Annotated in this window: 25 protein-coding genes; 14 read left to right on the forward strand and 11 right to left on the reverse strand. The window is 57.1% G+C overall.

The genetic code is table 11. From position 1 onward, the window contains the following. The first annotated feature begins 96 nt into the window (after positions 1–96). The 4 genes from IMCC12053_RS11695 to IMCC12053_RS11710 all read left to right on the forward strand — a co-directional run bounded on the left by IMCC12053_RS11695 (position 97) and on the right by IMCC12053_RS11710 (position 3,550). On the forward strand, positions 97–717 hold the full coding sequence (locus IMCC12053_RS11695; RefSeq protein ID WP_062219255.1) for a methyltransferase domain-containing protein: 621 nt from the start codon (positions 97–99) through the stop codon (positions 715–717). Between the two features lie 124 nt (positions 718–841). Further along, complete coding sequence (gene purF, locus IMCC12053_RS11700; RefSeq protein WP_062219257.1) at positions 842–2,311, forward strand: amidophosphoribosyltransferase; 1,470 nt, start codon at positions 842–844, stop codon at positions 2,309–2,311. Then, the gene (locus IMCC12053_RS11705; protein ID WP_062219259.1) at positions 2,312–2,824 is read left to right on the forward strand and encodes a DUF2199 domain-containing protein; all 513 of its coding nucleotides are present in this window, start codon (positions 2,312–2,314) and stop codon (positions 2,822–2,824) included. A 57-nt stretch (positions 2,825–2,881) separates the two neighbouring features. Then, the gene (locus tag IMCC12053_RS11710) at positions 2,882–3,550 is read left to right on the forward strand and encodes an SDR family NAD(P)-dependent oxidoreductase (RefSeq protein WP_062219261.1); all 669 of its coding nucleotides are present in this window, start codon (positions 2,882–2,884) and stop codon (positions 3,548–3,550) included. Between the two features lie 77 nt (positions 3,551–3,627). On the opposite strand, the gene IMCC12053_RS11715 is transcribed toward IMCC12053_RS11710, so the two are convergent. Further along, entirely contained in the window at positions 3,628–4,023 is a 396-nt protein-coding gene (locus IMCC12053_RS11715; RefSeq protein ID WP_062219263.1) for a VOC family protein, read from the reverse strand. 91 nt (positions 4,024–4,114) lie between these two features. On the opposite strand from IMCC12053_RS11715, the gene surE reads away from it, so the two are divergent. The 3 genes from surE to IMCC12053_RS11730 are packed head-to-tail and all read left to right on the forward strand — an operon-like array spanning position 4,115 to position 6,782. After that, complete coding sequence (gene surE, locus IMCC12053_RS11720) at positions 4,115–4,903, forward strand: 5'/3'-nucleotidase SurE (RefSeq protein WP_062219265.1); 789 nt, start codon at positions 4,115–4,117, stop codon at positions 4,901–4,903. Further along, positions 4,900–5,538, forward strand: coding sequence for a protein-L-isoaspartate(D-aspartate) O-methyltransferase (locus IMCC12053_RS11725; RefSeq protein ID WP_062219267.1), 639 nt, complete (start codon positions 4,900–4,902; stop codon positions 5,536–5,538). Before surE ends, IMCC12053_RS11725 begins: the two co-directional genes overlap by 4 nt. Positions 5,539–5,597: 59 nt before the next feature. Further along, a complete protein-coding gene (locus IMCC12053_RS11730) occupies positions 5,598–6,782 on the forward strand; it encodes a LysM peptidoglycan-binding domain-containing protein (protein ID WP_062219269.1) in 1,185 nt (394 codons plus the stop codon). 85 nt (positions 6,783–6,867) lie between these two features. Here the strand turns inward: IMCC12053_RS11730 and IMCC12053_RS11735 are convergent, their stop codons facing one another. The 4 genes from IMCC12053_RS11735 to IMCC12053_RS11750 all read right to left on the reverse strand — a co-directional run bounded on the left by IMCC12053_RS11735 (position 6,868) and on the right by IMCC12053_RS11750 (position 9,539). Next, positions 6,868–7,710, reverse strand: coding sequence for an ATP-binding protein (locus IMCC12053_RS11735; RefSeq protein ID WP_062219271.1), 843 nt, complete (start codon positions 7,708–7,710; stop codon positions 6,868–6,870). Continuing rightward, a complete protein-coding gene (gene tatC, locus IMCC12053_RS11740) occupies positions 7,710–8,630 on the reverse strand; it encodes a twin-arginine translocase subunit TatC (protein WP_062219273.1) in 921 nt (306 codons plus the stop codon). The genes IMCC12053_RS11735 and tatC overlap by 1 nt, the downstream gene beginning before the upstream one ends. After that, positions 8,627–9,241, reverse strand: a complete 615-nt coding sequence (tatB, locus tag IMCC12053_RS11745) for a Sec-independent protein translocase protein TatB (protein WP_062219275.1) — start codon at positions 9,239–9,241, stop codon at positions 8,627–8,629. The genes tatC and tatB overlap by 4 nt, the downstream gene beginning before the upstream one ends. An 82-nt stretch (positions 9,242–9,323) precedes the next feature. Continuing rightward, a complete protein-coding gene (locus IMCC12053_RS11750) occupies positions 9,324–9,539 on the reverse strand; it encodes a twin-arginine translocase TatA/TatE family subunit (protein ID WP_062219277.1) in 216 nt (71 codons plus the stop codon). A 217-nt stretch (positions 9,540–9,756) separates the two neighbouring features. On the opposite strand from IMCC12053_RS11750, the gene IMCC12053_RS11755 reads away from it, so the two are divergent. Beyond that, on the forward strand, positions 9,757–10,083 hold the full coding sequence (locus tag IMCC12053_RS11755) for a hypothetical protein (RefSeq protein ID WP_062219279.1): 327 nt from the start codon (positions 9,757–9,759) through the stop codon (positions 10,081–10,083). Positions 10,084–10,086: 3 nt separating this feature from the next. After that, the gene (locus tag IMCC12053_RS11760; RefSeq protein ID WP_143089995.1) at positions 10,087–10,812 is read left to right on the forward strand and encodes a helix-turn-helix transcriptional regulator; all 726 of its coding nucleotides are present in this window, start codon (positions 10,087–10,089) and stop codon (positions 10,810–10,812) included. On the opposite strand, the gene IMCC12053_RS11765 is transcribed toward IMCC12053_RS11760, so the two are convergent. Together IMCC12053_RS11765 and IMCC12053_RS11770 are read right to left on the reverse strand one after the other, a co-directional pair. Next, entirely contained in the window at positions 10,809–11,894 is a 1,086-nt protein-coding gene (locus tag IMCC12053_RS11765; protein WP_062221277.1) for an ABC transporter ATP-binding protein, read from the reverse strand. The genes IMCC12053_RS11760 and IMCC12053_RS11765 overlap by 4 nt on opposite strands. A gap of 174 nt (positions 11,895–12,068) precedes the next feature. Continuing rightward, the gene (locus IMCC12053_RS11770) at positions 12,069–12,848 is read right to left on the reverse strand and encodes an SDR family oxidoreductase (protein WP_062219281.1); all 780 of its coding nucleotides are present in this window, start codon (positions 12,846–12,848) and stop codon (positions 12,069–12,071) included. Positions 12,849–13,196: 348 nt separating this feature from the next. Between IMCC12053_RS11770 and IMCC12053_RS11775 the strand changes: the two genes are divergently transcribed. From IMCC12053_RS11775 to IMCC12053_RS11795, 5 genes are all read left to right on the forward strand, one after another. Further along, positions 13,197–14,231: a Hint domain-containing protein gene (locus IMCC12053_RS11775; protein ID WP_062219282.1), complete on the forward strand. Its 1,035-nt coding sequence runs from the start codon at positions 13,197–13,199 to the stop codon at positions 14,229–14,231. Between the two features lie 49 nt (positions 14,232–14,280). Then, positions 14,281–15,888, forward strand: a complete 1,608-nt coding sequence (locus IMCC12053_RS11780) for a peptide chain release factor 3 (RefSeq protein WP_062219284.1) — start codon at positions 14,281–14,283, stop codon at positions 15,886–15,888. Positions 15,889–15,918: 30 nt separating this feature from the next. After that, the gene (locus IMCC12053_RS11785; protein ID WP_062219286.1) at positions 15,919–16,710 is read left to right on the forward strand and encodes a hypothetical protein; all 792 of its coding nucleotides are present in this window, start codon (positions 15,919–15,921) and stop codon (positions 16,708–16,710) included. 144 nt (positions 16,711–16,854) lie between these two features. Further along, a complete protein-coding gene (locus tag IMCC12053_RS11790; protein ID WP_062219288.1) occupies positions 16,855–18,492 on the forward strand; it encodes a DEAD/DEAH box helicase in 1,638 nt (545 codons plus the stop codon). Positions 18,493–18,650: 158 nt separating this feature from the next. Continuing rightward, positions 18,651–18,977, forward strand: a complete 327-nt coding sequence (locus IMCC12053_RS11795) for a hypothetical protein (RefSeq protein ID WP_062219289.1) — start codon at positions 18,651–18,653, stop codon at positions 18,975–18,977. Positions 18,978–19,042: 65 nt separating this feature from the next. Here IMCC12053_RS11795 and IMCC12053_RS11800 read toward each other — a convergent pair whose 3' ends face one another. The 4 genes from IMCC12053_RS11800 to nuoN are packed head-to-tail and all read right to left on the reverse strand — an operon-like array spanning position 19,043 to position 23,664. Beyond that, entirely contained in the window at positions 19,043–20,704 is a 1,662-nt protein-coding gene (locus IMCC12053_RS11800; protein ID WP_062219291.1) for a ribonuclease J, read from the reverse strand. Beyond that, on the reverse strand, positions 20,701–21,492 hold the full coding sequence (locus IMCC12053_RS11805) for a type III pantothenate kinase (RefSeq protein ID WP_062219293.1): 792 nt from the start codon (positions 21,490–21,492) through the stop codon (positions 20,701–20,703). Before IMCC12053_RS11805 ends, IMCC12053_RS11800 begins: the two co-directional genes overlap by 4 nt. Further along, positions 21,492–22,244 carry a biotin--[acetyl-CoA-carboxylase] ligase gene (locus IMCC12053_RS11810; protein WP_062219295.1) on the reverse strand — a complete coding sequence of 251 codons (753 nt, stop codon included), beginning with the start codon at positions 22,242–22,244 and terminating at the stop codon, positions 21,492–21,494. The genes IMCC12053_RS11805 and IMCC12053_RS11810 overlap by 1 nt, the downstream gene beginning before the upstream one ends. Then, positions 22,228–23,664 carry an NADH-quinone oxidoreductase subunit NuoN gene (nuoN, locus tag IMCC12053_RS11815; protein ID WP_062219297.1) on the reverse strand — a complete coding sequence of 479 codons (1,437 nt, stop codon included), beginning with the start codon at positions 23,662–23,664 and terminating at the stop codon, positions 22,228–22,230. Before nuoN ends, IMCC12053_RS11810 begins: the two co-directional genes overlap by 17 nt. Positions 23,665–23,670 lie beyond the last annotated feature (6 nt).

Consider the following 23,670-nt stretch of genomic DNA (forward strand, 5'->3'; position numbering starts at 1 on the left):
AGGGTGGCCCGCTTGAATAGCGCGGCCGCCCTTTCCATATGGGGTTGAGATACATGTAAATCAAATTAACATAAATAGTATTAGGATACCTTCCCCATGGCCAACACCCCGCTTTTTTGGAGCTTGATTAGCCGCAAATACATCGCCGCCCCGATTGCCAACGAAGAGGTCTACCAAGACAAGCTTACGCGGACCCGCAATGTGCTACGCCCAGAGTGGACAATGCTCGAAATCGGATGCGGATCAGGCAACACCGCCTTGGCCCATGCGCCCTACGTGTCACAGATCACTGCGTGTGATTTTAGCGCGCCGATGCTGGACCACGGGCGCACGCGCGCGGCCAATGAAGGTGTCGACAACGTCGAATTCATCCAAACCGCCTTCGCCGATCTCGCGACTGATCCGACCTATGACGCCGTGTTGATGCTCTCGGTCATCCATCTGATCCCCGATTGGAAAGCCGCCATTCGCAAGGCTGCGCAATTGACGCGGGCGGGTGGCGTGTTTGTCTCGTCCACCGTTACGATCGACACAATGCCAAAAAAGATGCGCGCCATCATGGCGGTGGTCAATGCCCTGCCCGTTTTGCCAAACATTGCCCGTATCACCCGCGCGGGTTTGATTGCCGAGCTTGAATCGAACGGATTGGTGATCGAGGACAATTGGCAGCAAGAGGGCCACGATTCCGTTTTTGTCATCGCGCGCAAACCCGCATAGGTGACGCCAAATCAAAAAACACGCCGTTTGCGGCAAAGATTTGTGATCCTTTCGTGACACTGGTCGCGGAAGTCCGTAAAGGAGGTGCCAAACGCACCCCCTTTGGATTCGGAGCCTGTAGCCCATGCGCCAGATGCCCCCCGCAACCCCGTTTGACGATGACAAGCTGAAAGAGGAGTGCGGCGTTTTTGGCGTTGTCGGCGTTGCCGATGCGGCCAACTTCATCGCTCTTGGCCTTCACGCTCTACAACACCGTGGACAAGAAGCCGGCGGAATTGTCACCTACGATGCCGAGGCAGGATTTCAATCCGCACGCCGCTTTGGCTACGTGCGCGACAACTTCACTTCACAAAAGGTCATGGAAACTCTGCCCGGCGAGATCGGCATCGGTCATGTGCGCTATTCCACCGCAGGATCCAAAGGCAACACCGCGATCCGCGATGTGCAACCGTTCTTTGGCGAGTTTTCCATGGGTGGCGCGGCAATTGCCCACAACGGCAATATCACAAACGCCGATGCCCTACGCCGTGAGTTGATTGATCGTGGCTCTATCTTTCAATCCTCCTCGGATTCCGAATGCATTATCCATCTGATGGCACGCTCGTTGCAACGCAACATCCCCGAGCGGATGAAAGATGCGCTGCGCCGTGTCGAAGGCGCGTTCTCGGTTGTCGCCATGACCCGCACCAAATTGGTCGGCGTGCGTGATCCGCGCGGCGTGCGTCCGCTTGTGTTGGGGAAGGTGGGCGAAAACGGCTATGCGCTCTCGTCCGAGACATGCGCGCTCGACATCATTGGTGCCGAATTTGTCCGTGAGATTGAACCGGGTGAAATGGTTGTGATCTCCGAGGGCCAAGTGGTCAGCTCCAAACCGTTTGAACAAATGGCCTCGCGGTTTTGCATCTTTGAACATGTGTACTTTTCACGCCCCGACAGTATTTTGGGCGGTCGTTCCGTGTATGAAACCCGCCGTCAAATCGGTGTGGAACTGGCGCGCGAAGCCCCCGTTGAGGCCGATCTCGTCTGTCCCGTTCCCGACAGTGGCACCCCCGCCGCCATCGGGTTTTCGCACGAAAGCGGCATTCCCTACGGCATGGGTATCATCCGCAACCAATATATGGGCCGCACGTTCATCGAGCCGTCCGAGCAGATCCGCAACATGGGCGTGCGCCTCAAACTCAACGTCAACCGCGCCTTGATCCGTGGCAAACGTATCATCCTTGTCGACGACAGCGTGGTGCGCGGCACAACATCGCAAAAAATCAAGGACATGCTACTTGATGCGGGCGCCGCCGAGGTGCATTTCCGCATCGCCTCCCCGCCAACCATGTGGCCGTGTTTTTACGGTGTTGACACGCCCGACCGTGACAAGCTTTTGGCCGCCCACATGAGCATCGAACAAATGCGGGCACACCTCGGGGTTGATAGCCTGCAATTCATTACACTGGATGGCCTATACCGCGCCGCTGGCGTGGCCGAAGGTCGTGATGCGACTGCGCCGCGCTACTGCGATGCGTGTTTCTCGGGCGAGTATCCAGTGGTGCCAACGGATATGATTGCCAAGGGCTTCAAACTCAAAGACGCGGCTGAATAAGTGGCGTCTGTTCTCGATCTGGATCCACGGTGGCGCGCGCTGATAGCGCAAGGCGGGGTGATTGATATCGGGTTCGATCATCCGTCAGACTGGCCACATGATACGCGCGGCGATGCCGCGTTTGTCAAAGCGGGCGACGATCAACTGACCGCGGAACTATGTCGTCTTGGTACAGACCGTTTTTTGCGCGCCACGGTGATGTTGCCGGTCCGCGGCTCCGACGAAGCCGTGGGGATTGCCCTTTGGGCACAGGTACCGCCCGACACATTTTACGCCTATCTCGACACGTTTGAGGGCGGCCCCGCCCCTGAGACCAGTGTTGCTACATTGGCCAATGATCTTCCGCCCGTCGCGACCCCAGACGCCGCACTGACATTGGCATTTGGCGATGACAACACGCGCCCAAGTGCGACGATTGCGGGTGGAGCCACCGACATCTCCCTAGACGATCTGATTGCGCTATATGAGGCCACGGGCACGCTGGCGCACTGGGCATTAAAAAGCGGCGGATGAGCGCAGCGCGCCCTTCCCCACTTGACCCGACTTGATTTCAGCGCCATCACTTCGTCCATGACAGATCAAACCAAAATAGCACTCGTCACAGGCGCGTCACGCGGCCTTGGGTTCCACCTCGCAGAGGCCTTGGCCCCCCATTATCACATTGTCGCTGTGGCCAAAACCACAGGCGCGCTCGAAGAGCTTGATGATCGGATCAAGGCCAAGGGGGGACAAGCAACGCTTGCGCCAATGGATGTGACCAATGTCGACGCCATGGCGCATCTGTGTCGCGGTATTTATGATCGCTGGGGCCACCTTGATCTTTGGGCGCACACGGCCGTGTATGCCCAACTGTTATCGCCCGCCGATCACATGGACCCCAAAGATTTTGATCGCACGATGAACACCAACGTTATGGCAACGGGAAAACTGATCCCGATGATTGCGCCGTTGTTGAACATGGGCGAGACGCGCGCAGATGCTCTCTTTTTCGATGACGCGCACGCAGGCGATAAATTCTACGGCGCATATGGCGCATCCAAAGCCGCACAGATTGCGATGGCACGCAGCTGGCATGCAGAGACAAAAGACAGCACAAAAGCGCCTCGCGTTCACGTGCTGACCCCTGCGCCGATGCCAACCGCCACGCGCGCACGGTTCTATCCGGGCGAGGCGAAAGACGCTTTAGCGCACCCCAAAGACGAGGCGGCCCGCCTGCTCAAAGAGGCAGGCATACTGTAGTCACAACTTGCACATTTCGAACAAAAGGCGCGCCAAAACCAACTGGCGCGCCTTTTGTTTTGGACATATCGAACATTTCAAAGCGGCGCGAACAGATCCACGCGGTATCCATCGGCGTCCATAACGGTGGCGTAGCGTTGCCCCCAAAACGCATCCCACGGTGCGACCAAGACGGTGAACCCCGCCGCCGCAATTGCCGCCGCGTGTGCGTCGACATCGGCAGGGCTATCACACAGCATCGCAAAAGACGCATGATTGGGCGCGCGCGGCGCCTCCCCCGTCAGCTTTTCCATCAATGCGGCACTGTCGATCATCAGGCGTGGCGCACCGTCATCGCGCACGGGTTCAACGTGATCCTCGGACACAAACGCACCCTCGCCTTCAAAATCAAACCCCAAGAGCGTGTAAAACACTTTGGCGCGCTCTATATCGTGCGCGCTCACCGCCACGGCGTCTAAAACAGGCTTTCCCATAGGATTCTCCTTATAAAAACAGGGTGCGGCTTGCCGCGATTCGAAGCCTGCTTTATGGAGGGAGCAACAGCAAGGAAAAGGCAGGCGGTCCATGCGCATTCTCATCACCAACGACGACGGCATCAATGCACCCGGTTTGGTCACACTCGAGGCCATCGCCGCCGAACTGGCGGGCCCTGAGGGGGAAATCTGGGTCGTTGCTCCCGCGTTCGAGCAATCGGGCGTAGCGCACTGTATTTCCTACACCCACCCGACGATGATTTCGCAAATGGGCGAACGCCGTTGGGCCGCAGAAGGCTCGCCCGCCGACTGTGTTCTCGCTGGCCTGCACGATATCATGCCGCAAAAGCCCGATCTGGTGCTGTCTGGCGTGAACCGTGGCAACAACGCGGGCGAAAACGTCATGTATTCGGGCACCATTGGTGGCGCGATGGAGGCGGCGCTCAAAGGCATAAAGGCGATTGCCCTATCCCAGTTTTTCGGGCCTGAAAACGCAAGTCTAGACAATCCGTTCGAGAGCGCGGCAGCACATGGCGCTGGCGTCATTCGTCAATTGCTTGATCACGCGGATTGGGGCGAAACCGACGATTACGCGCTGTTTTACAACGTTAATTTTCCGCCCCTGCCCGCCGAACAAACCGGTGGCATGATGGCGACACGTCAGGGCAAACGCCCCACATCCGGCTTTGGCATAGAGGCGCAGACCTCCCCCACAGGACGCAGGTTCCTTTGGGTGCGCGGTTCTGAGCAAGCCGTTGAAACGGGCGCGGGCACAGATGTATCCGCCAATCTCGCCGGCGCAATCTCCGTCACCCCGATGCGCGCCGATCTCAGCGATCATTCCGCCGTGGCCGGACTGGCAAAGGCGCTCGTAAAATGATGGACGCCGAGGCGCAAATGCAATTCCTCTACACGCTCAGATCAAAGGGCGTCACGGACACGCGCACCCTTACTGCGATGGAAAAGGTCGATCGCGGTCTGTTCGTCAAAGGGTTGTTCGCCGAGCGCGTCTATGAGGATATGCCACTGCCCATTGCGTGTGGCCAAACTATTTCGCAACCCTCCGTGGTGGGCCTGATGACACAAGCGCTCAACGTGCAGCCCCGCGATAAGGTACTAGAGGTTGGCACAGGCAGCGGATATCAAGCGGCTGTATTGAGCCAACTGGCACGGCGCGTCTACACGGTCGACCGTCACGCCCGTTTGGTCCGTGAGGCACAAAGCGCATTCGACGCCATGGGCCTCGTCAATATCACCGCCTTTACCGCCGATGGCAGCTACGGCCTACCCGACCAAGCACCGTTTGATCGCATTATCGTGACCGCAGCGGCCGAAGACCCGCCCGGCCCCCTCTTGGCGCAATTGAAAACGGGCGGTATCATGGTGGTGCCTGTGGGCCAATCCGATGCGGTTCAAAGCCTGATAAAAGTCACACGTACGCCAAACGGATTCGATTACGATGAACTTCGCGCCGTACGCTTCGTTCCCTTGTTGGAGGGAATTGGTCAAGAGTAGTGCCCCACCAAGAGGGCAAGAGGGCGATGACGCCCCACATATATGAGGACGACAGAGCAATGACGATGACCTTCCCCCGCGCCCTTCTTGCAGGATGCGCTTTGATAGCGCTCAGCGCGTGCCAAAAGCCACTGGATTTCGATCTGCGCGGCTTGGCTGATGGATTTAACACCGCTGAGGCGGCGAGTGAGGCGCGCACCGCCGCGCGCCCCGCGACTGATGCAAAAGGCATCATTTCCTACCCCAATTACCAAGTCGCAATTGCCAAAAAAGGCGATAGCATCACCGATATCGCCGCCCGCACGGGCCTGCCTGCGGATGAACTTGCGCGTTACAACGGTATCTCCGACAGCTCGGTTTTGCGTCAGGGCGAAGTGATCGCACTGCCCCGCCGCGTCGATGTGCCGACCGCAACAACGCAATCGGGCACCATTGCGTCAGGTGAGCGCATCGATATCACGACCTTGGCCAACGATGCGTTGAATGACGCGGGCACACAGACACAAACGGCGACGACCCCGACCGCCACCACGACACCAGTCAATTCATCAAACCCCGTTGAGGGCATGGAACCCGTCCGCCACCAAGTGATGCGTGGCGAAACCGCCTATTCCATCGCGCGCAAATACGGTGTTTCTGTGCGCGCCTTGTCCGACTGGAATGGTCTCGGCTCGGACCTCGCGGTGCAAGAGGGTCGCTATCTGTTGATCCCCTTAAAGGCAGCAGGCAATACGCCCGTGGAGCAGCCAACAACCACGACACAACCCGGTCAAGGCACATCGACGCCGACACCGCCCTCTGCCGCGGCCCCCTTGCCCGACCCCGAAGAGGCAAAGCCCGCGGCCGCCGCACCGCCCAAACCCACCACCGACCTTGGCGCGAGACAAACCACGACATCCGAAATGGCCAAACCCGTTTCTGGCGCCATCATCCGTGACTATGACAAGGCCAAATCCAAATTTGTTCTGTTCTCCGCGCCTTCAGGCACATCGGTGAAAGCCGCAAAAGACGGCACGGTCAAACTGATTTCGACCAACGCCGATGGCGTGAAAATCATGGTCGTGGATCATGGCGATGGATTGCAAACGGCCTACAGCTTCATCGACAATATCGCCGTGAAAAAGGGCGATAGCGTAAAGCGTGGCCAAGCCATCGCGAAAGTCACCGCCAACGAGTTCAATGCGCTTCAATTCATGGTGTTCAAAGGCACGCAAACGGTCGATCCGTCTCCTTACATGAACTGATCCGCCTGCAAACCGCCCTAAAATGCAAAACGCGCGCCCTTAGCGATATGGGCGCGCGTTTTTATGTCGTACGAATTGCTATGGATTATCCGAGCTTTACGCCTTTGCGCCCTGCAAGATCGACGAAGAATTGCCATGCAACACGGCCCGATCGCGACCCGCGTGTGGCTTGCCATTCAATGGCTTCGGCTCTGAGCGTTGCATCATCAATCTCAACGCCATTGGCATCGCAATAGCCACGGATCATTGCCAAATAGTCGTCCTGATCACATGGATGAAAGCCGAGCCAGAGACCGAAACGATCCGACAACGACACCTTTTCCTCGACCGCTTCGGAGGGGTTTATCCCCGATGAGCGTTCGTTCTCGATCATATCGCGTGGCATCAGGTGGCGACGATTGGAAGTGGCATAAAACAGCACATTCTCGGGCCGTCCCTCTATGCCACCATCAAGCACCGCCTTGAGCGATTTGTAGTGCTGATCATCATGGCTGAACGACAAATCATCACAAAATAGCAAAAACCGATGCTCGGACCCGCGCAGCAAATTCAACAGACGCCCAACGGAGGGCAAATCTTCGCGCTGCATCTCCACGATTTTGAGCGGCGTCCCTTCGGCGTTGATTGCGGCGTGTACCGCCTTGGTCAAAGACGACTTTCCCATCCCGCGTGCGCCCCAAAGCAACGCGTTATTGGCGGCAAAGCCACGCGCAAACTGGCGCGTGTTCTCCAGCAACGTGTCGCGGGATCGATTGATGCCAACAAGCATGCCAATATCGACGCGTGAGACGCGCTCAACCGGAACCAAGGCATCGGGTTCTGTGTGCCAGACAAAGGCATCCGCGCCATGAAAATCCGGAGCCGACAGTGGCGCAGGCGCCATGCGTTCAAGGGCTGCGGCGATACGCTTGAGGCTTTTCTTACCCATCACTTATCATCCTCATCGTCTTCGTCGAACTCGGCGAAAATATCGTCTTCGTCCTCATCAAGAAGCCCCTGCTCACGCAGACTATCGTTGCGCTTTTTCTCGACACGCGCGACGAGGAAGATGGAGATTTCATAAAGACCGTACACCACCACGAACAAAATCAGCTGCGTTGTGACATCGGGCGGCGTGACCAAAGCGGCGACAACCAAAATGCCGACAACGGCGTATTTACGCGTACTGCGCAGGCCGTGGGCGGTCGCCAATCCGGCCTTGCCCATCAGGGTTAAAAGCACAGGCAACTGAAAACACAGACCAAAAGCCACGATCATTTTCAACGTGATATCAAGGCTTTCATTGACCTTACCGTTGAATACGATGTCGATGCCTGTGTCGCGCGAGGCTGCAGCTGCATCGCCAGAGTTGGCAACCAACGCGCCCAAGAAAGACGGCAGATCGGCAAAGCCCAAAAAGAACGCCATGGCGAGCGGCACGACGATGAAATGCGCAAAAGACGCCCCCGCCAGAAACAACGCAGGCGAGGCAATCAAGAATGGCAAGAACGCGTTTTTTTCGTTGCGGTAAAGACCCGGTGCCACAAACCGCCACAACTGATAGGCGATAACCGGAAACGACACCAACAAACCGCCGACCATCGAAATCCGGATCAACGTGAAAAAGTACTCTTGCGGCGCGGTATATTGCATCACAGGATTTGCATTGCCGAGCGACCGCATGGTGTTTTCAATCGGCACCAGCAGAAAATCGAGCACATGCCCGCCGACCGTAAACACGATGATCATACCAACGATAAACGCCATAACCGCATTGATCAGGCGCTTTCGCAATTCGGCAAGATGCTCGATCAAGGGCGCGGTGCTATCCTCAATATCTGAATCGGATGTGGTGTCGGTCTGGCTCATGCATCACCCGTTTTTGTCTTGGCAGTCTTTGTTGCCGCTTTTGGCCTAGCTTTTTGGGGCGCCGCTTTTTTAACCGCTGGCTTTTTGGCCGGCGCTTTGGGTGCTGTTTTAGGCTTGGACGGCTTCACCGCCGCCTTTGGAGCAACCTTGGCTGCGGGCGCGTCATTCGTGCCGTTCGCCTGTGCAGCTGCGGCTGCGGCGTCTTTGGCCTCTTTGGCGCGGCGTGCCGTTGCCGACTTTGCGGTGGCGTCCGAAATCACCTTGGCCATTTTCGCGCGTTCGGGATCTAACTCTCCCGTTTTGGGCGTGGTGGCAGGGTTGGCGATTTTCTCCATTGGATCCCATTTATCAAACTCGTCCGCCGCCTCGTTGAGCTTATCAAGGCCAAATTTCTTTGGATTGGCAGCACCTTTCAAGGCGTTACTCGCCTCTTTGATCCCAGCCTCATCCGCGGCGGATTCCATTGCGGAGGAAAACTCCCGCGCCATGGATTTCGCACGCGCCGTGAACCGGCCTAGCGTTCGGAACATACCGGGGAGGTCTTTTGGACCAACCACGATTAACGCCACGATGCCGATCACAAGAAGTTCGGACATGCCGATATCTAACATGAGAAACGCCTTTCAAAAACGCGCGCAACAGCGGCCTGTGCCGCTCTCACTCCACCAAAAGCCAAAGAGATCAGACGGGTCGTTAGACCTTGTCTTTTTCTTCCTCGGGGCTGACGTCTTTGGCGACTTTGGCGGCTTCTTCTTCGATCTCTTTGGTGCCTTCAGAGACGCCTTTTTTGAACGAGGTGATACCTTTGCCGACTTCGCCCATCAGACCGGAAATTTTGCCACGGCCAAACAGGACCAGAACCACGACAGCGATAAGTAGAAGGCCGGGAAGGCCGATGTTGTTGAGCATGTTGTCTCTCCCGTAGAAAGGGGCACGGTGCGCGCCCGAATAACTTGTGGAGACAAGGATTAGGCTGCGCGATGCGGCGTGAAAAGCGAAAACCACCACAAACCGCCCCCCTGCACAACATTGGCGCGACAAAACGGGGTGGAAAAACCCTACTGACAGGTTTATGTCAGTAGGGGCGGGTCAAATTAGGGTATCGAAACTCGAATCGGAGATATCCATGAGAAATATTCAAATCATTGAAACTGTTAGCTATAAATCCAAATCTGGCGTCAGCGACGCTCAATTCATCGCAGCGGCCAAGGGCCTCGACGCCTACATTGACCGGTGTGGTGGCCTGATAAGCCGCAGCCTGTTCAAAAGCGACGACGATGTCTGGTACGAGCAGATGATCTGGGAAACCGAGAGCGCCTACACCAAAGCCAACAGCGGTTTTATGGCCTCTCAAGAAGGCCAAGCGGTCATCGCCTTACTCGATCCCGCAAGCCTCAACATGGGCCACGCACAGGCGGCCTTTGCCCGCGTTTGCGCCCCACTGATGCCATAACACATGGCAGGCGGTCGCAAACAAACCGGTATTCGGCGTAGCGACCGCCTGTTCGATCTGATCCAGATTTTGCGTGACGGACGTTTACACACCGCACGGCAATTGGCCGAGCGCGTTGAGGTGTCCGAGCGCACGATCTGGCGCGACATGGCGACCCTCAAGGCCTCAGGCGTCCCTGTAGAGGGCGAGCGCGGCGTGGGCTATATGATCACCGCCGCAATCACTCTGCCCCCCGTCAATCTCACCATGGGCGAATTGGAGGCGTTGCACTTGGCGGTGGCCATTTTGGGCGAGGCGTCCGATCCGGAACTGGCCAAGAGTGCGGCATCTCTTGCGGCAAAAATCGATGCCGTCTTGCCCGAAAACTCAGGCCCGCCCGAGGCAGGATGGGGGTTTGCCGTGCACCCCTATGCCTTTGCAGATGCCCGCGCAGGGTTCAAACACATGCCCGCGTTGCGCGATGGCGTGCGTGAGCAAAAGGTCTTGCGCGTCAGCTACTTATCCTTGTCGGGCGAAAAAACAACGCGCCTCGTGCGCCCGTTACAGCTTAACTATTGGGGACGGGTTTGGACATTAAGCGTCTGGTGCGATTTACGGGGCGGGTTTCGCACCTTTCGTGTGGACCGCATCGACAACGTGATCGACACAGGCGCAACATTCAAACCCGAGGCGGGCAAAACGCTTGCTGATTTCATCGCCTACCAAACGGCGCAGCATCCGCACGATTAGGCGGGGAACACGAAACACCGCTCACGGCGCAGCATTAGCCATAGCGGGGTCCCAGCTTTAGGCAAAAACACACTCGGCACGGTGGCGTGTAGAACTGATCCGTCAAAATCCATTCGAAACTCAACGATGCTTTCGCGGCCCATAAACCGTGCCCGTTCAACAATGCCGCGCGCAGGTGTGCCATCTTGTGGTGTCGGCGCAGGTCCACGCCCCCCACGATCAAAATCAATCCGCAGGTGTTGCGGACGAATGACAATTTCCACCTCTGTCCCGTCAGGGCGTCCAGGGCATAGGAACGCCCCAAAGGCCGTGTCCACCATAGCATTCTTAACCTTGCCACGGATCACATTGATATCGCTAAAAAATGCCGCGGCAGCCTTGTCCACGGGGGCGTTATAAATGTTGTAGGGCGCGCCTTGTTGAACAATCCGACCATCACGCATCAAGGCAATTTCATCCGCCATCCGCATCGCCTCGTCCGGCTCATGTGTGACGAGCAAAACGGCCGTACCTTCGGCCTTGAGGACATCCAAGGTGCTGTCGCGAATTTCATCTTTCAGGCGCTCGTCGAGACCTGAAAACGGCTCATCCATCAACATGATCGACGGGCGCGGCGCAAGGGCGCGCGCGAGGGCAACTCGTTGCTGTTCACCGCCCGACAATTCATGTGGAAACTGATCAATGGCACGGGTCAAATCGATCTTTTCGAGCAAATCCAGAACACGCGCCCGTTTGTTCGATTTTGACCCTTTTAGGCCGAATGCAATGTTATCAGCGACCGATAAATGTGGGAAAAGTGCAAAATCTTGGAACATCAAACCAATGGAGCGCCCCTCTGGCGGGACGCGGTGAACCGTGTCACAGACCAGATTGCCATCAACATAGATCTCGCCACTATTTTGCATCTCGACGCCGGCGATGATGCGCAGCGTAGTCGACTTGCCACAGCCCGATGGGCCCAGCAAACAGGTAACTTGGCCACGGGTCACTTTAAGGGAGACATCAGACACAACTTCACGACCCGCAAAAGCACGGCGCAGATTGCGAATTTCCAAACGCGGATGCGTATCGGGTGTCGACATGACGGGTTGAGGGTTTAACACAGGTTTTGGGGGCACGGCGTTTCCGACAAAAACGATAAGGTTCAAAACGTCCTAGCAGGCTGCACATCACTTAGCAACCGCAGTGCCGCGCGGCGAAGTCCCTCCCGCGTAGGCCCGACATCTGCCGATACCACCGCAAGAGGGAGAGCCCGTTTACATCGTTGTGTTCGTCGCACCACCGTCGAGCAAGATGTTTTGCCCAACCATATAGCCCGCGAACTGGCTACACATAAACGCGCATGTCGCACCGAACTCTGCCGCTGTGCCGTAGCGCCCTGCGGGGATTGACGCGGCTTTTTCGGCGCGCACTTCGTCAAAGCTTTTTCCTGTCGCCTGTGAGGCGGCGGTGTCGAGGTTCACCATGCGATCCGTTGCGTGCAATCCGGGCAACAAGTTGTTCATCACCACGCCTTTGGGCGCGATTTGGCGCGCCGTACCCGCCACGTAGCCCGTCAGGCCCGCACGCGCAGCATTGGAGAGACCCAACACGGCAATCGGGGCCTTTACCGAGACGGATGTGATGTTGACCACACGGCCCCACCCGTTATCGATCATGTGAGGCACCAGCGCCTTGATCAACGCAATCGGGGCGAGCATGTTGGCATCCAAGGCCGCGATAAAATCGTCGCGCTCCCAATCGGTCCACATGCCCGGAGGTGGACCACCAGCGTTATTGACCAAAATATCAACCTGTCCCGCAACGGCCAAAAGCTGTGCACGGCCCTCTTCGGTCGTGACATCTGCGGCGACCGTCTCAACGGTAACGCCGTATTTTGCACGAATTTCGGCAGCTGCGGCCTCAAGCGCCTCTGCACCGCGCGCATTCATAACCAAATTCACGCCCGCTTCGGCCAACGATTCGGCACACCCACGCCCCAAACCTTTGGATGATGCACAAACCAGTGCCTTTTTACCTTTGATGCCCAAATCCATGTGCGCGTTCCTTTGTGCTCGTTTGAGGAGTTTATTTTGACGATTAAGGAGCGTTGTAGGGCGCGAGGCCACCCTTGTCACCTCGCCAACCACGCACCCAAGTGTGTGCGCCAACGCAAAGCCCGTGCGTTTACCGAAAGGCCTGCCAAGACATCCGCACCATCACGCCGTTATTTGCATTATTATGCCCAAATCCTGACATTGTTTCCCACTAAGTGTTGAAAATAATTGCGTATCCTTCGGGTTCCGTTACGGCATGACGAGTGAATAATAATGTTAGATACTGTAGAATCGGCGACTGATACCTTAGACGCGAGACGCGCGGACATTTATAAAAAGGGGCCTTTCGTGGCAACGACGACGACACCACAGCACGAACAAACAACAGGGAACGCTCAGCCCGTTCAAAACCTGTCTGTTTATCCTGCGCAGGCGTTTCGCGTTACGGATGGCGCCAACCAGGGGGACGCAATCGGTCCGTCTGATGAGCTGGAACTCGCGGACACGTATATGTTGGCGGCAAACGCGCACCGTCTACGCCTCGCCCTACAAATCACCGACGAGACCCTGAGCATCGGCCAAGGGTCTGAAGTGGGCCGTGACGGGGCGCGACTTCACCTTGATTGTGCCGCGACCTTTATGACGCTCGACGGCTCCACACTCGAGGCGTTGATCATTGTTGAAACGGACGACAGCGACAACATCGCTGCGTGCTATATGCTTCCCTTCGCGCCGCTGGACGAAAAACAAACCTATTCCTTGGTCAATATCGACCGCCAAAGCCCGCGCACCCGTTTGGCCGAAATCGCATGTGTCGCCTTTACACGCGGCACGCACATCACGATGGCAAATGGCAAACAGGTCTTGATCGAGGATCTGAACGTGGGGGACCGTGTTCTCACCCGCGATCATGGCGCGCGCGAAATCCGTTGGATTGGTCAGCAAACCATGCGTGCAACCGGAGCCTTCGCCCCCATCACCATCAAGGAAGGCGTGCTCAACAACGCTGCCGATCTGGTCGTCAGCCCAAACCACCGCATCTTCATCTACCAACGCAATGACCGTATAAAAGCGGGGCGTGCGGAGGTATTGGTCAAGGCGCGATTGTTGGTGAATGGCGTTGATGTGGTGCAAAGTGACGGCGGATTTGTCGACTACTTCCAAGTGTTGTTCGATCAACATGAAATCATCTACGCCGAGGGCATCGCCGCCGAAAGTATGTTTGTCGACAAACAGGCCAAAACCTATCTACCTAGCGAAGTGCACGCCCACCTATCTGGCCACGCCATGTCAGGCGAACGCCCGCGCGCGATCGATATAACGGATGGTATGCTCGATAGCGCCAATGCGGTAGAATTGTTGCGCGCGGCGTCACGCGGCTAACACCCATCCCTGCTTGCCCAACTTCGCCCGCACAGTTATATGCGGGCGCATGTCAGATAGCGCACACACCTCCCTCGATCTGCCCGCCGAAATCGCGCGGCGCCGGACCTTTGCAATCATCTCTCACCCCGATGCGGGTAAGACGACATTGACAGAGAAATTCCTGCTGTACGGCGGGGCGATTCAGATGGCGGGTCAGGTGCGCGCCAAAGGCGAAGCCCGCCGCACGCGCTCCGACTTTATGCAGATGGAAAAAGACCGCGGGATTTCCGTATCGGCTTCGGCCATGTCGTTCGATTTTGACGGGCACCGGTTCAATCTTGTGGACACCCCCGGTCACTCGGATTTCTCCGAGGATACCTACCGCACGCTCACCGCCGTGGACGCCGCCATCATGGTGATTGATGGCGCGAAAGGTGTGGAGAGCCAAACGCAAAAGCTGTTTGAAGTGTGCCGTATGCGCGACCTTCCGATCCTGACGTTTTGTAACAAGATGGACCGAGAAAGCCGTGATACGCTTGAGATCATTGACGAAATTCAAGAAAACTTGGCGATTGATGTAACCCCTGCCTCATGGCCCATCGGTGTGGGGCGCGAGTTCGTAGGCTGTTACGACATGCTCCACGATCGTCTCGAATTGATGGACCGCGCGGACCGCAACAAGGTGGCGGCAAGCATTTCGATCAAAGGGCTCGACGATCCCAAACTTGACGAACACATCCCCGCACATCTGTTGGAACAGTTGCGCGAAGAGGTCGAAATGGCGCGTGAATTGCTGCCGGCCTTTGACCGCGAGGCCTTTCTTGAGGGCACACTCACGCCGATTTGGTTCGGTTCGGCGATCAACTCGTTTGGCGTCAAGGAACTGATGGACGGCATGGCGCAGTACGGCCCAGAGCCGCAGCCGCAAAAGGCCGAGCCGCGCTCCATCCATGCAGATGAGAAAAAGGTGATGGGATTTGTGTTCAAAGTCCAAGCCAACATGGACCCCAAGCACCGCGACCGCGTGGCCTTTGTCCGCCTCGCATCGGGTCATTTCCTACGCGGGATGAAACTCACGCATGTGCGGTCCAAAAAGCAGATGGCGATCTCGAACCCTGTACTATTTCTCGCCTCCGACCGCGAATTGGCCGAGGAAGCATGGGCCGGCGATATCATCGGCATCCCGAACCACGGCCAATTGCGCATTGGTGACACCCTCACAGAGGGCGAGGAGATTCGCGTCACCGGCATTCCGTCCTTTGCACCGGAACTGTTGCAAAGCGTGCGTGCGGGCGACCCGATGAAGTCCAAGCACCTCGAAAAGGCATTGATGCAATTCGCCGAAGAAGGGGCCGCAAAAGTGTTCAAACCCGCGATTGGCTCCGGCTTTATCGTCGGCGTGGTTGGTGCCTTGCAATTTGAAGTGCTCGCCTCGCGTATCGAGTTGGAATACGGCCTTCCCGTGCGGTTTGGCCAATCGCAATTCACCTCCGCGCGGTGGATTTCGGGACCACGTGCGGATCTCGAAAAATGTGTGAATACCAACAAACAACACATCTCTTATGACCATGATGGCGACCCTGTGTTCTTGACCCGCTTGCAATGGGACATCGATAGAATCGAGCGTGATTTCCCAACCCTGACGCTCTCCGCGACCAAGGAAATGATGGTTTGACATGACATCGGCGCGGGGTAGGATTTCGATATGAAAAAGGTTCGAAAAACGCCCCCGCCGCAGACGGATTGCACCTATCCGCAAGGGTTTGACGGACTTGCAGCACCGATCAAACGCCGCCTTGATCCGTTCTTTATTACGCAGGGCGATGTGCCCCCCGCAGACGTGCAGTTCGCCCCGTTCAAAACACGCCATATTCCGCGTGGCGAGACGTGGGAGGGGCGCGATCCATTTTTGACCGACTACGCCGGCAATGCCACATGGTTGCGCCAGTTCTTTCAGGGAAAGCCCGAGCTGTGCCACCTTATGGGCTGCCTTGTGATGATCACTCGGCGCACGGCGGTGCCATCCTCCATTCTCGATCTGTGGTTTCGGCTTTGGGACGAAGAGGCGGAATTTTTGGTGGAGCACCTTGATATTAGATGGAAAATATCGGCGATGCGCACCTTTGGCGCGCATGGGCGCACCGAGTTGGAACGCCGTCTGGGGCGTGAATTCTTTTTGGTCACCGGCATGATGAAACTGGCGGATACCGAGCGCAGCTTTTCAGGTCTTGGTCCCGATGAGCCATTTGCATTGGGACGCCGAAAGACCGGCCCCGTCTCCTTGGGACAGGGTGCCTACACGGTCGCCATGGGGGATTTGGATGCGCATATCGTGTTGCAACTGCATGAAACCGTAGAGGCGCTGGCGGACACAGACCAAGGGACAGGGGCCGCCCTGCTTGGGTCCGATATGCTACTGCGGATCAACGCTTGCCCAAAAACCGTGTTTCGCCGCCTAATGTTATTGCGCGAAAAATTGCAGCAAAATCGTGCGTAGCCCCCCGCAAAACCCACGTCACCTTGACGTTTTAATGGGCGCGGCGTATTAGGCAGACCATAGTACGTTTCGGCAATATGGCCGAACGGGCCGCGCGGGTTATATGCGGCCGATTTTACCGCCGTATACCTCGAAAGGCACAATTTGACCAAGTTTACCGACCTAAATCTCGACAAAAAAGTTCTCAAGGCTATCGCAGACGCGGGCTATGAGACCCCCACCCCGATTCAAGCGGGTGCGATTCCCCCCGCTCTTGAGGGCCGAGATGTCCTCGGAATTGCCCAAACGGGGACGGGAAAAACCGCCTCTTTCACATTGCCGATGATCACACTTTTGGGCCGAGGCCGTGCACGCGCACGTATGCCGCGCTCTTTGGTGCTGTGCCCGACACGTGAATTGGCCGCGCAAGTCGCCGAGAACTTTGACACCTACACCAAGTATCACAAGCTGACCAAAGCTCTGTTGATCGGTGGCGTGTCGTTCAAAGAACAAGACCAGTTGATCGACAAAGGCGTAGACGTTTTGATCGCGACCCCCGGTCGCCTGCTCGACCATTTCGAGCGCGGCAAACTGATCCTGTCAGACGTAAAAGTCATGGTCGTCGACGAAGCCGACCGGATGCTCGACATGGGGTTCATCCCTGATATCGAGCGTATTTTTGGCATGACGCCCTTTACGCGCCAAACACTGTTTTTCTCGGCGACAATGGCGCCCGAGATTGAGCGGATTACCAACACATTCTTGTCCAACCCTGCACGCATCGAAGTGGCCCGTCAGGCGACCTCGGGCGAGAACATCAAACAAAACGTGGTCATGTTCAAAGCCTCGCGGCGTGAGCGGTCAGCCACCGAAAAACGCGATCTGTTGCGTGCCTTGATCAATGCCGAGGGCGAGACACTTCAGAATGGTATCATTTTCTGCAACCGCAAGACGGATGTGGATATCGTTGCAAAATCTCTGGCCAAGCATGGCTTCGACGCGGCGCCAATCCATGGCGACCTCGACCAAAGCAAACGCAATGCGACGCTCGATGCGTTTCGCAATGGCGCGCTCAAGATCCTTGTGGCGTCTGATGTGGCCGCGCGCGGCCTTGACGTGCCATCCGTGACCCACGTGTTCAACTTTGACGTTCCAGGCCACGCAGAGGACTATGTGCACCGCATCGGACGCACTGGTCGCGCGGGTCGTGATGGCAAAGCCATTATGATTTGTGAGCCACGCGACGAGAAAAACTTTGCGGACGTCGAGCGTCTGATTGGCAAGGAAATTCCGCGCCTCGAAAATCCACTTGGCACCGCAGCGGTAGAGGCACCGACCCCTGAGGGTGCAGAGGCCAAACCCGAGGACAAGCCAAAGCGTACCCGTTCGCGCGCGCGCCGTGGTGCGGCCAAATCAGACACGCCGACCGCCGTTGAGCCACAGTCCGCAGATCAAAACACAGCCGCGCAAAACGCACCCAAAGCGGCTGAGCCTGCTGCGATTGAGACGGTTGAGGCAACCGCACCACAGGCGGCACCAGTGGCTGTAGCGACCGAGGCCCCTGCCCCAACCGAAGCTGCGACACAAGACGCCGCACCTGAGGCGCGCACACAATCGCGCGACGACAGACGCAATGAACCACGTGACACGGAGCGCGATGACAAACGTGCGCCCCGCTCTCGTGGGGGCCGTGGACGTGGTCGTGCACGCGATGATGACAACAACGTTGTTGGTCTTGGCGATCATCTCCCAACGTTTATCGCCATGAGCTTTGAAGAGCGCCGCGAGGCCGAAGGCAACTAACGCATCGGTCACACCGCGCTCAAGCGATCTCGCTTTGGCACAGGTATCATTCACGCGCCGCGATTCATTTCGCGGCGCGTTTGTTTTGCGGTGCATCAAGTCGTCACCACGATCAGTCGCATATAATTGAATGTGAACTTACCAAAGGGAGAGATGCCATGCCTTCAATTTTATCTGTACTTCTGGTTGGGACGCTCGCGGCCATGCCGAGTGTTGCATCGGCAAAATGCGTCAGCTTAACCGTTCACAACACAACACTCGAAGACCTCACGGCGGTGGGCGTTGCCGACTATGACAACACCAACAATGCGGTTGGCCTGACGGAATGGCTCGGGGACGGCAATTGGGAAGCATATGATTTCTGCCTCGACGCGACACGTTTCATCGTCGTTGGTGTCGGCGGCGGGAAAACGTTCATTTCGGATATTTACGCATTGGACGATGGCGCAATCCATCTCGATATCTCGGATCGCAAAAACTTTTAATCAATCACTTAAAACGTAAAAGGGGGCACTCGCATGCCCCCTTTCTCAGTCGATAAACGCTCGTTTTAGGCAGAGAGGCGCGAAATCACGATCTGGATTTCCGGCTTTTTGCCCGTCTCGTCGTTGGTGGTCTTGCGCAGAATGCGGCGCATGTCCTCCTCGAGTTTGCCGTCATCGCGCATCGTCTTTTTACCAGCACGGTTGAGGAACTGATTGATATCCGCCTCAAGCACATCCACGAGCGGCGCACGCGATAGGCCAATTTCGGGCAACCCGCGCACTTCGCACCAGCAATCACCAAGCGGCTCGTCATCTTCGACGATGACCGTTGCCACGACGAGGCCATACTGCGCCATACGGATACGGTCACGCACAACACCGTCCATCGCGCCAATCTGAACTTTTCCGTCCAAATAGGTGCGACCCGTTTCGACATATTCGGTCACTTTGGGCGTGTCGCCCGTGAGATCGATACCGACACCGTTGGGTGCCACGACACCTTTGAACCCGTTGGTTTCGGCCAAGGCCGCGTGTTCACGCAAGTGACGGTGTTCGCCGTGCATCGGGATCACGATCTGTGGCTTGACCACCTCGTGCATCGTGGTCAGGTCGGGACGGTTGGCGTGACCCGATACGTGAATATCGTTGCGCCCTGTGATACAGTTTACGCCCATCTCGGAGAAGTTGTTGAGAATGCGCGCCACCGGCATTTCGTTGCCCGGAATGGTTTTGGACGAGAAAATAACCGTATCGCCTTCGGCCATTTTCAGACCAAGGTATTTGCCGCGCGACAATTGCGCTGTCGCGGCGCGGTATTCACCCTGCGACCCTGTTGTCAGCAACAACAGGTTTTCGCGCGGAACATCACCCGCCTGTTCTGGGGAAATGGTCTTGGGAAAGTCGGAAATGATTCCTGTCTCAATACCGGCCGTAATCATTTTGCGCATCGCGCGGCCCAACAAAACAACCGAGCGCCCCGCCTTCGTTCCTGCTTCGGCGAGCGATTTCACACGCGCGATGTTGGATGCAAATGTGGTTGCTGCAACCATACCTTTGAGGTCTTTCATCAACTCGGTCAGCGGTTCGACCACTTCGCTCTCGGACCGGCCCGGTGTGTCGGTAAAGACGTTGGTACTGTCGCATACGAGGGCTTTCACGCCATCCTTGCACACGCTTTCCCAAAGGGCGCGGTCGAACGCCTCGCCCACAACTGGAGTCTCGTCGATTTTGAAATCGCCGGTATGAATGACGCGGCCTGCGGGGCTATCGATCACAAGTGCGGAGCTTTCGGGGATCGAGTGCGACACGGGCAGGAACCCGACCTTGAAGGGGCCACATTCAACCTGTTGCGGCCATGCGGAGACGGTTTTGATCATGAGTTCGTCGTGACCGTGCTCCTCGAATTTGAGGCGGGCAAGGTGGGCGGTAAACGTCCGTGCATAGATCGGCGCGCCAAGACGTGGCCACAAGTGGCCAACCGCACCAACGTGATCCTCATGCGCGTGGGTGATGAAAATCGCGTCGATACGCTCCTTGCGCTCTTCCAACCACGACACATCGGCAAAGATCAGGTCCACACCCGGTGAGCCGTCCATCGATGGAAATGTCACGCCGAGGTCCACGACGATGTAGCGTTCGCGCCCTGCGGGGCCGTAGCCGTAGACGTAGCAGTTCATGCCAATCTCGCCAGCGCCGCCCAACGGCAGGTATAAAAGTCGATCGCTCATGTGTTACCCAATTCTGTGTTGTGGTCTTTGTTGTAGTTATGGATCACGACAAGGCCGTGGATCGTCAAAAATTCGTCAAATGCGTCGAACAGCTTGTGGCCCTGATTGAACAGCGGCGCAAGCCCACCCGTGGCAATCACCTGCATCGGGCGCTCATATTCGGCCTTGATGCGGTTACATGTCTCACGCACGAGGCCAACATAGCCCCAAAACACCCCCGATTGCATACAGGCAACTGTGTTGGTGCCGATCACTTTGTCTGGCATCGTCACGTCAACATGCGGCAAGGCGGCCGCTTTAAGGTGGAGACTTTCGAGGGAGGTATTCACCCCCGGCGAAATAACCCCCCCGACATATGCGCCATCTTGCGCCACCACGTCAAATGTCGTCGCCGTGCCAAAATCCACCACGATCAGATCACCGCCAAAGCGGTCAAAGGCAGCGGCGGTGTTCACAAGGCGGTCGGGGCCAACCGTTGTGCCCGCATCGACGCGCGGGGCGTGCGGCAACAGGCACTCGGGCTTGCCGACAACAAGCGGGCGACACTCAAAATAGCGGTTGGCAAACACACGCAGGTTGAACACCACGCGCGGCACGGTCGACGAAATAATCACCTCGGTGATATCCGCCTCAACCTTTTGAAAGGCCATCAAGCTCGACAACCAGACATAATACTGATCGGCGGTGCGCTGCACCTCGGTGGACGTGCGCCAAGTGGCGATAAATTCACTGCCATTCCAGATGGAAAAGACGGTATTGGTATTGCCCGTATCGATACACAGTAGCATCAAAAATAGACCTCCGCTGCGGGAATTGAAAGCGTGCCTTTGGCCGTTTTAAGCACCAGATTACCAAAGGCATCCACGGTTTCAAAGGTGCCGTGGTGTTCCTCAGTGACGGTGCGCGCGCGGATCAGTTCGCCCAATTTGGCGGCGCGCTCCAGCCACGCGGTGCGAATGGGCGCAAATCCGTATGTGGTAAACTGAGCCTCCCAACGAGCATAGACAGGCGCGAGCACGTCAAGGAACTCTTCGGGCGGGACACTCACACCCGTTTCCGACAAGAGCGACACAGGGGCCACGGCCCCCTCTTCGACCTCGGCGCGCGTAGGCGCATCAATGAGATTGACGCCGATACCGATCGACAGGTGCCCCTTGCCGCGTTCAAGCAAAATGCCCGCAACCTTACCGCCGTTCAACAGCACATCATTTGGCCATTTGAGCGCAAAACTCTCTGGCCGGCCTGAAACAACCACAAGCGCCTCATGGAGCGCGAGGGCCGCCACAAAGGACCGCAGGGCGACGATTTCGGGAGCCTCGTTCGGGAACAAAAGCAGCGTGGCGGCAAAGTTGCCCTTGGGCATCGACCATGCGCGCCCGCGCCGTCCGTGTCCCGCCGATTGGCGATGTGCCAAAATCCATTGGGGGAACGCACAAGAGGCCGCCACGCGGGCGGCCTCTGTCATTGTACTGTCCGTTTCGGCAAGGACGGTGCGCCCTACCCCATCTGGCCAGATGTGCGCCTTATTTGACAAGAGCATCCGCCGCCATTGCCGCGTATTCACCGACACCGAACAAGTTGACGATACCCACGACCATGATCAGCGCAGAGGCCATAAGCATGACTGTCGCCACGGGGCTCGACACTTTGTCGAGGGGTTCATGCTCGGAGCCAAAGTAGATGTAGTAGACGATGCGCAGGTAGTAGAACGCGCCAATCACAGACGCGATCACACCAAAGATCGCCAGATACACAAGACCCGCACCCCATGCGGCTTGCAAAACAGCCAGTTTACCGAAGAAGCCGAGCATTGGGGGCACACCCGCGAGCGAGAACATCAGCACCAACAAGGCCAATGCCTTGGACGGGGAGGTGCGCCAGTAGCGGTTCAACGACGCCAAATCAGTGACGGGTTTTCCATCACGTTCCATCGTCAGGATAAAGGCGAATGTGCCGATGTTCATCGCAACATAGATCGCCATGTAGATCATCGCGGCTTGTACACCCTCGGCGTTGCCTGCGGCCAAGCCCATCAGGGCGAACCCCATGTGGGAAATCGACGAATAGGCCATCAGACGTTTGATGTCGGTCTGGCCGATACCCGCAACGGCACCGAGGAACATCGAGGCCACAGAAATAACCGCAAGCACTTGCTGCCAGTCGCCAACAATACCACCGAACGCATCATGCAAAACGCGTGCGAACAGAGCCATAGCCGCCAGTTTCGGAGCGGTTGCAAAGAACGCGGTTGTTGGTGTCGGAGCGCCCTCATAGACGTCAGGCGTCCACATGTGGAACGGCACAGCGGACACTTTGAACGCCAAACCTGTCATCATGAACACGAGCCCAAACAGCACGCCAAGTGGGACATCGTCTTGGACAACGGAGATGATCCCCGCAAAGTTTGTTGTGCCCGAAAAACCGTATGTGAGTGACGCGCCGTAGAGCAAAAGACCCGACGAGAGCGACCCAAGCACAAAGTACTTCAGGCCGGATTCCGTGGATTTCACACTGTCGCGGCGGAACGATGCGATGACGTACAACGCCAAGGACATCAGCTCGAGGCCGAGGTAGAGCGCCATAAGATCGCCCGCCGACACCATCACCATCATGCCGATGGTCGAGTAGAGCACCAAAATCGGATACTCGAATTTGAGCATATCGCGCTTTTCCATCACGTCGACGGACATGACCAAGACCGCCGCCCCCGCGAGGAGTGCGCCAACCTTGCCAAAACGTGAAAACGCATCGTCGATAAACATGCCGTCAAAGGCCGAATTGGACCCCGTACCTGACAGAGCAATCATCATTGCGATGACGACAAACACGCCCGCCGTCACCCATGTGATGGTTTTGGCGAGTTTATCCTTGCTCGTGTAAACAGCGAACAAGAGAGCTGCCATGCCGTATACGGCAAGGAGGACTTCCGGAAGGACGATCGAGAAATCGTGAGCGGTCATTGGTCC

The organism is Celeribacter marinus (assembly GCF_001308265.1).
Taxonomy (GTDB): domain Bacteria; phylum Pseudomonadota; class Alphaproteobacteria; order Rhodobacterales; family Rhodobacteraceae; genus Celeribacter; species Celeribacter marinus.

Excerpts from the sequence above, each read along its gene's own strand:
- IMCC12053_RS11765 (WP_062221277.1), bottom strand. The coding sequence starts at position 11,894 with ATGTCGACACCCGATACGCATCCGCGTTTGGAAATTCGCAATCTGCGC.
- IMCC12053_RS11770 (WP_062219281.1), bottom strand. The coding sequence starts at position 12,848 with ATGGATTTGGGCATCAAAGGTAAAAAGGCACTGGTTTGTGCATCATCC.
- IMCC12053_RS11780 (WP_062219284.1), top strand. The coding sequence starts at position 14,281 with ATGTCAGATAGCGCACACACCTCCCTCGATCTGCCCGCCGAAATCGCG.
- IMCC12053_RS11715 (WP_062219263.1), bottom strand. The coding sequence starts at position 4,023 with ATGGGAAAGCCTGTTTTAGACGCCGTGGCGGTGAGCGCGCACGATATA.
- tatB (WP_062219275.1), bottom strand. The coding sequence starts at position 9,241 with ATGTTAGATATCGGCATGTCCGAACTTCTTGTGATCGGCATCGTGGCG.
- tatC (WP_062219273.1), bottom strand. The coding sequence starts at position 8,630 with ATGAGCCAGACCGACACCACATCCGATTCAGATATTGAGGATAGCACC.
- IMCC12053_RS11735 (WP_062219271.1), bottom strand. The coding sequence starts at position 7,710 with ATGGGTAAGAAAAGCCTCAAGCGTATCGCCGCAGCCCTTGAACGCATG.
- IMCC12053_RS11800 (WP_062219291.1), bottom strand. The coding sequence starts at position 20,704 with ATGAGCGATCGACTTTTATACCTGCCGTTGGGCGGCGCTGGCGAGATT.
- IMCC12053_RS11755 (WP_062219279.1), top strand. The coding sequence starts at position 9,757 with ATGAGAAATATTCAAATCATTGAAACTGTTAGCTATAAATCCAAATCT.
- IMCC12053_RS11795 (WP_062219289.1), top strand. The coding sequence starts at position 18,651 with ATGCCTTCAATTTTATCTGTACTTCTGGTTGGGACGCTCGCGGCCATG.
- purF (WP_062219257.1), top strand. The coding sequence starts at position 842 with ATGCGCCAGATGCCCCCCGCAACCCCGTTTGACGATGACAAGCTGAAA.
- IMCC12053_RS11730 (WP_062219269.1), top strand. The coding sequence starts at position 5,598 with ATGACGATGACCTTCCCCCGCGCCCTTCTTGCAGGATGCGCTTTGATA.
- IMCC12053_RS11810 (WP_062219295.1), bottom strand. The coding sequence starts at position 22,244 with ATGCTCTTGTCAAATAAGGCGCACATCTGGCCAGATGGGGTAGGGCGC.
- IMCC12053_RS11695 (WP_062219255.1), top strand. The coding sequence starts at position 97 with ATGGCCAACACCCCGCTTTTTTGGAGCTTGATTAGCCGCAAATACATC.
- IMCC12053_RS11750 (WP_062219277.1), bottom strand. The coding sequence starts at position 9,539 with ATGCTCAACAACATCGGCCTTCCCGGCCTTCTACTTATCGCTGTCGTG.
- surE (WP_062219265.1), top strand. The coding sequence starts at position 4,115 with ATGCGCATTCTCATCACCAACGACGACGGCATCAATGCACCCGGTTTG.
- IMCC12053_RS11785 (WP_062219286.1), top strand. The coding sequence starts at position 15,919 with ATGAAAAAGGTTCGAAAAACGCCCCCGCCGCAGACGGATTGCACCTAT.
- nuoN (WP_062219297.1), bottom strand. The coding sequence starts at position 23,664 with ATGACCGCTCACGATTTCTCGATCGTCCTTCCGGAAGTCCTCCTTGCC.
- IMCC12053_RS11805 (WP_062219293.1), bottom strand. The coding sequence starts at position 21,492 with ATGCTACTGTGTATCGATACGGGCAATACCAATACCGTCTTTTCCATC.
- IMCC12053_RS11760 (WP_143089995.1), top strand. The coding sequence starts at position 10,087 with ATGGCAGGCGGTCGCAAACAAACCGGTATTCGGCGTAGCGACCGCCTG.
- IMCC12053_RS11725 (WP_062219267.1), top strand. The coding sequence starts at position 4,900 with ATGATGGACGCCGAGGCGCAAATGCAATTCCTCTACACGCTCAGATCA.
- IMCC12053_RS11710 (WP_062219261.1), top strand. The coding sequence starts at position 2,882 with ATGACAGATCAAACCAAAATAGCACTCGTCACAGGCGCGTCACGCGGC.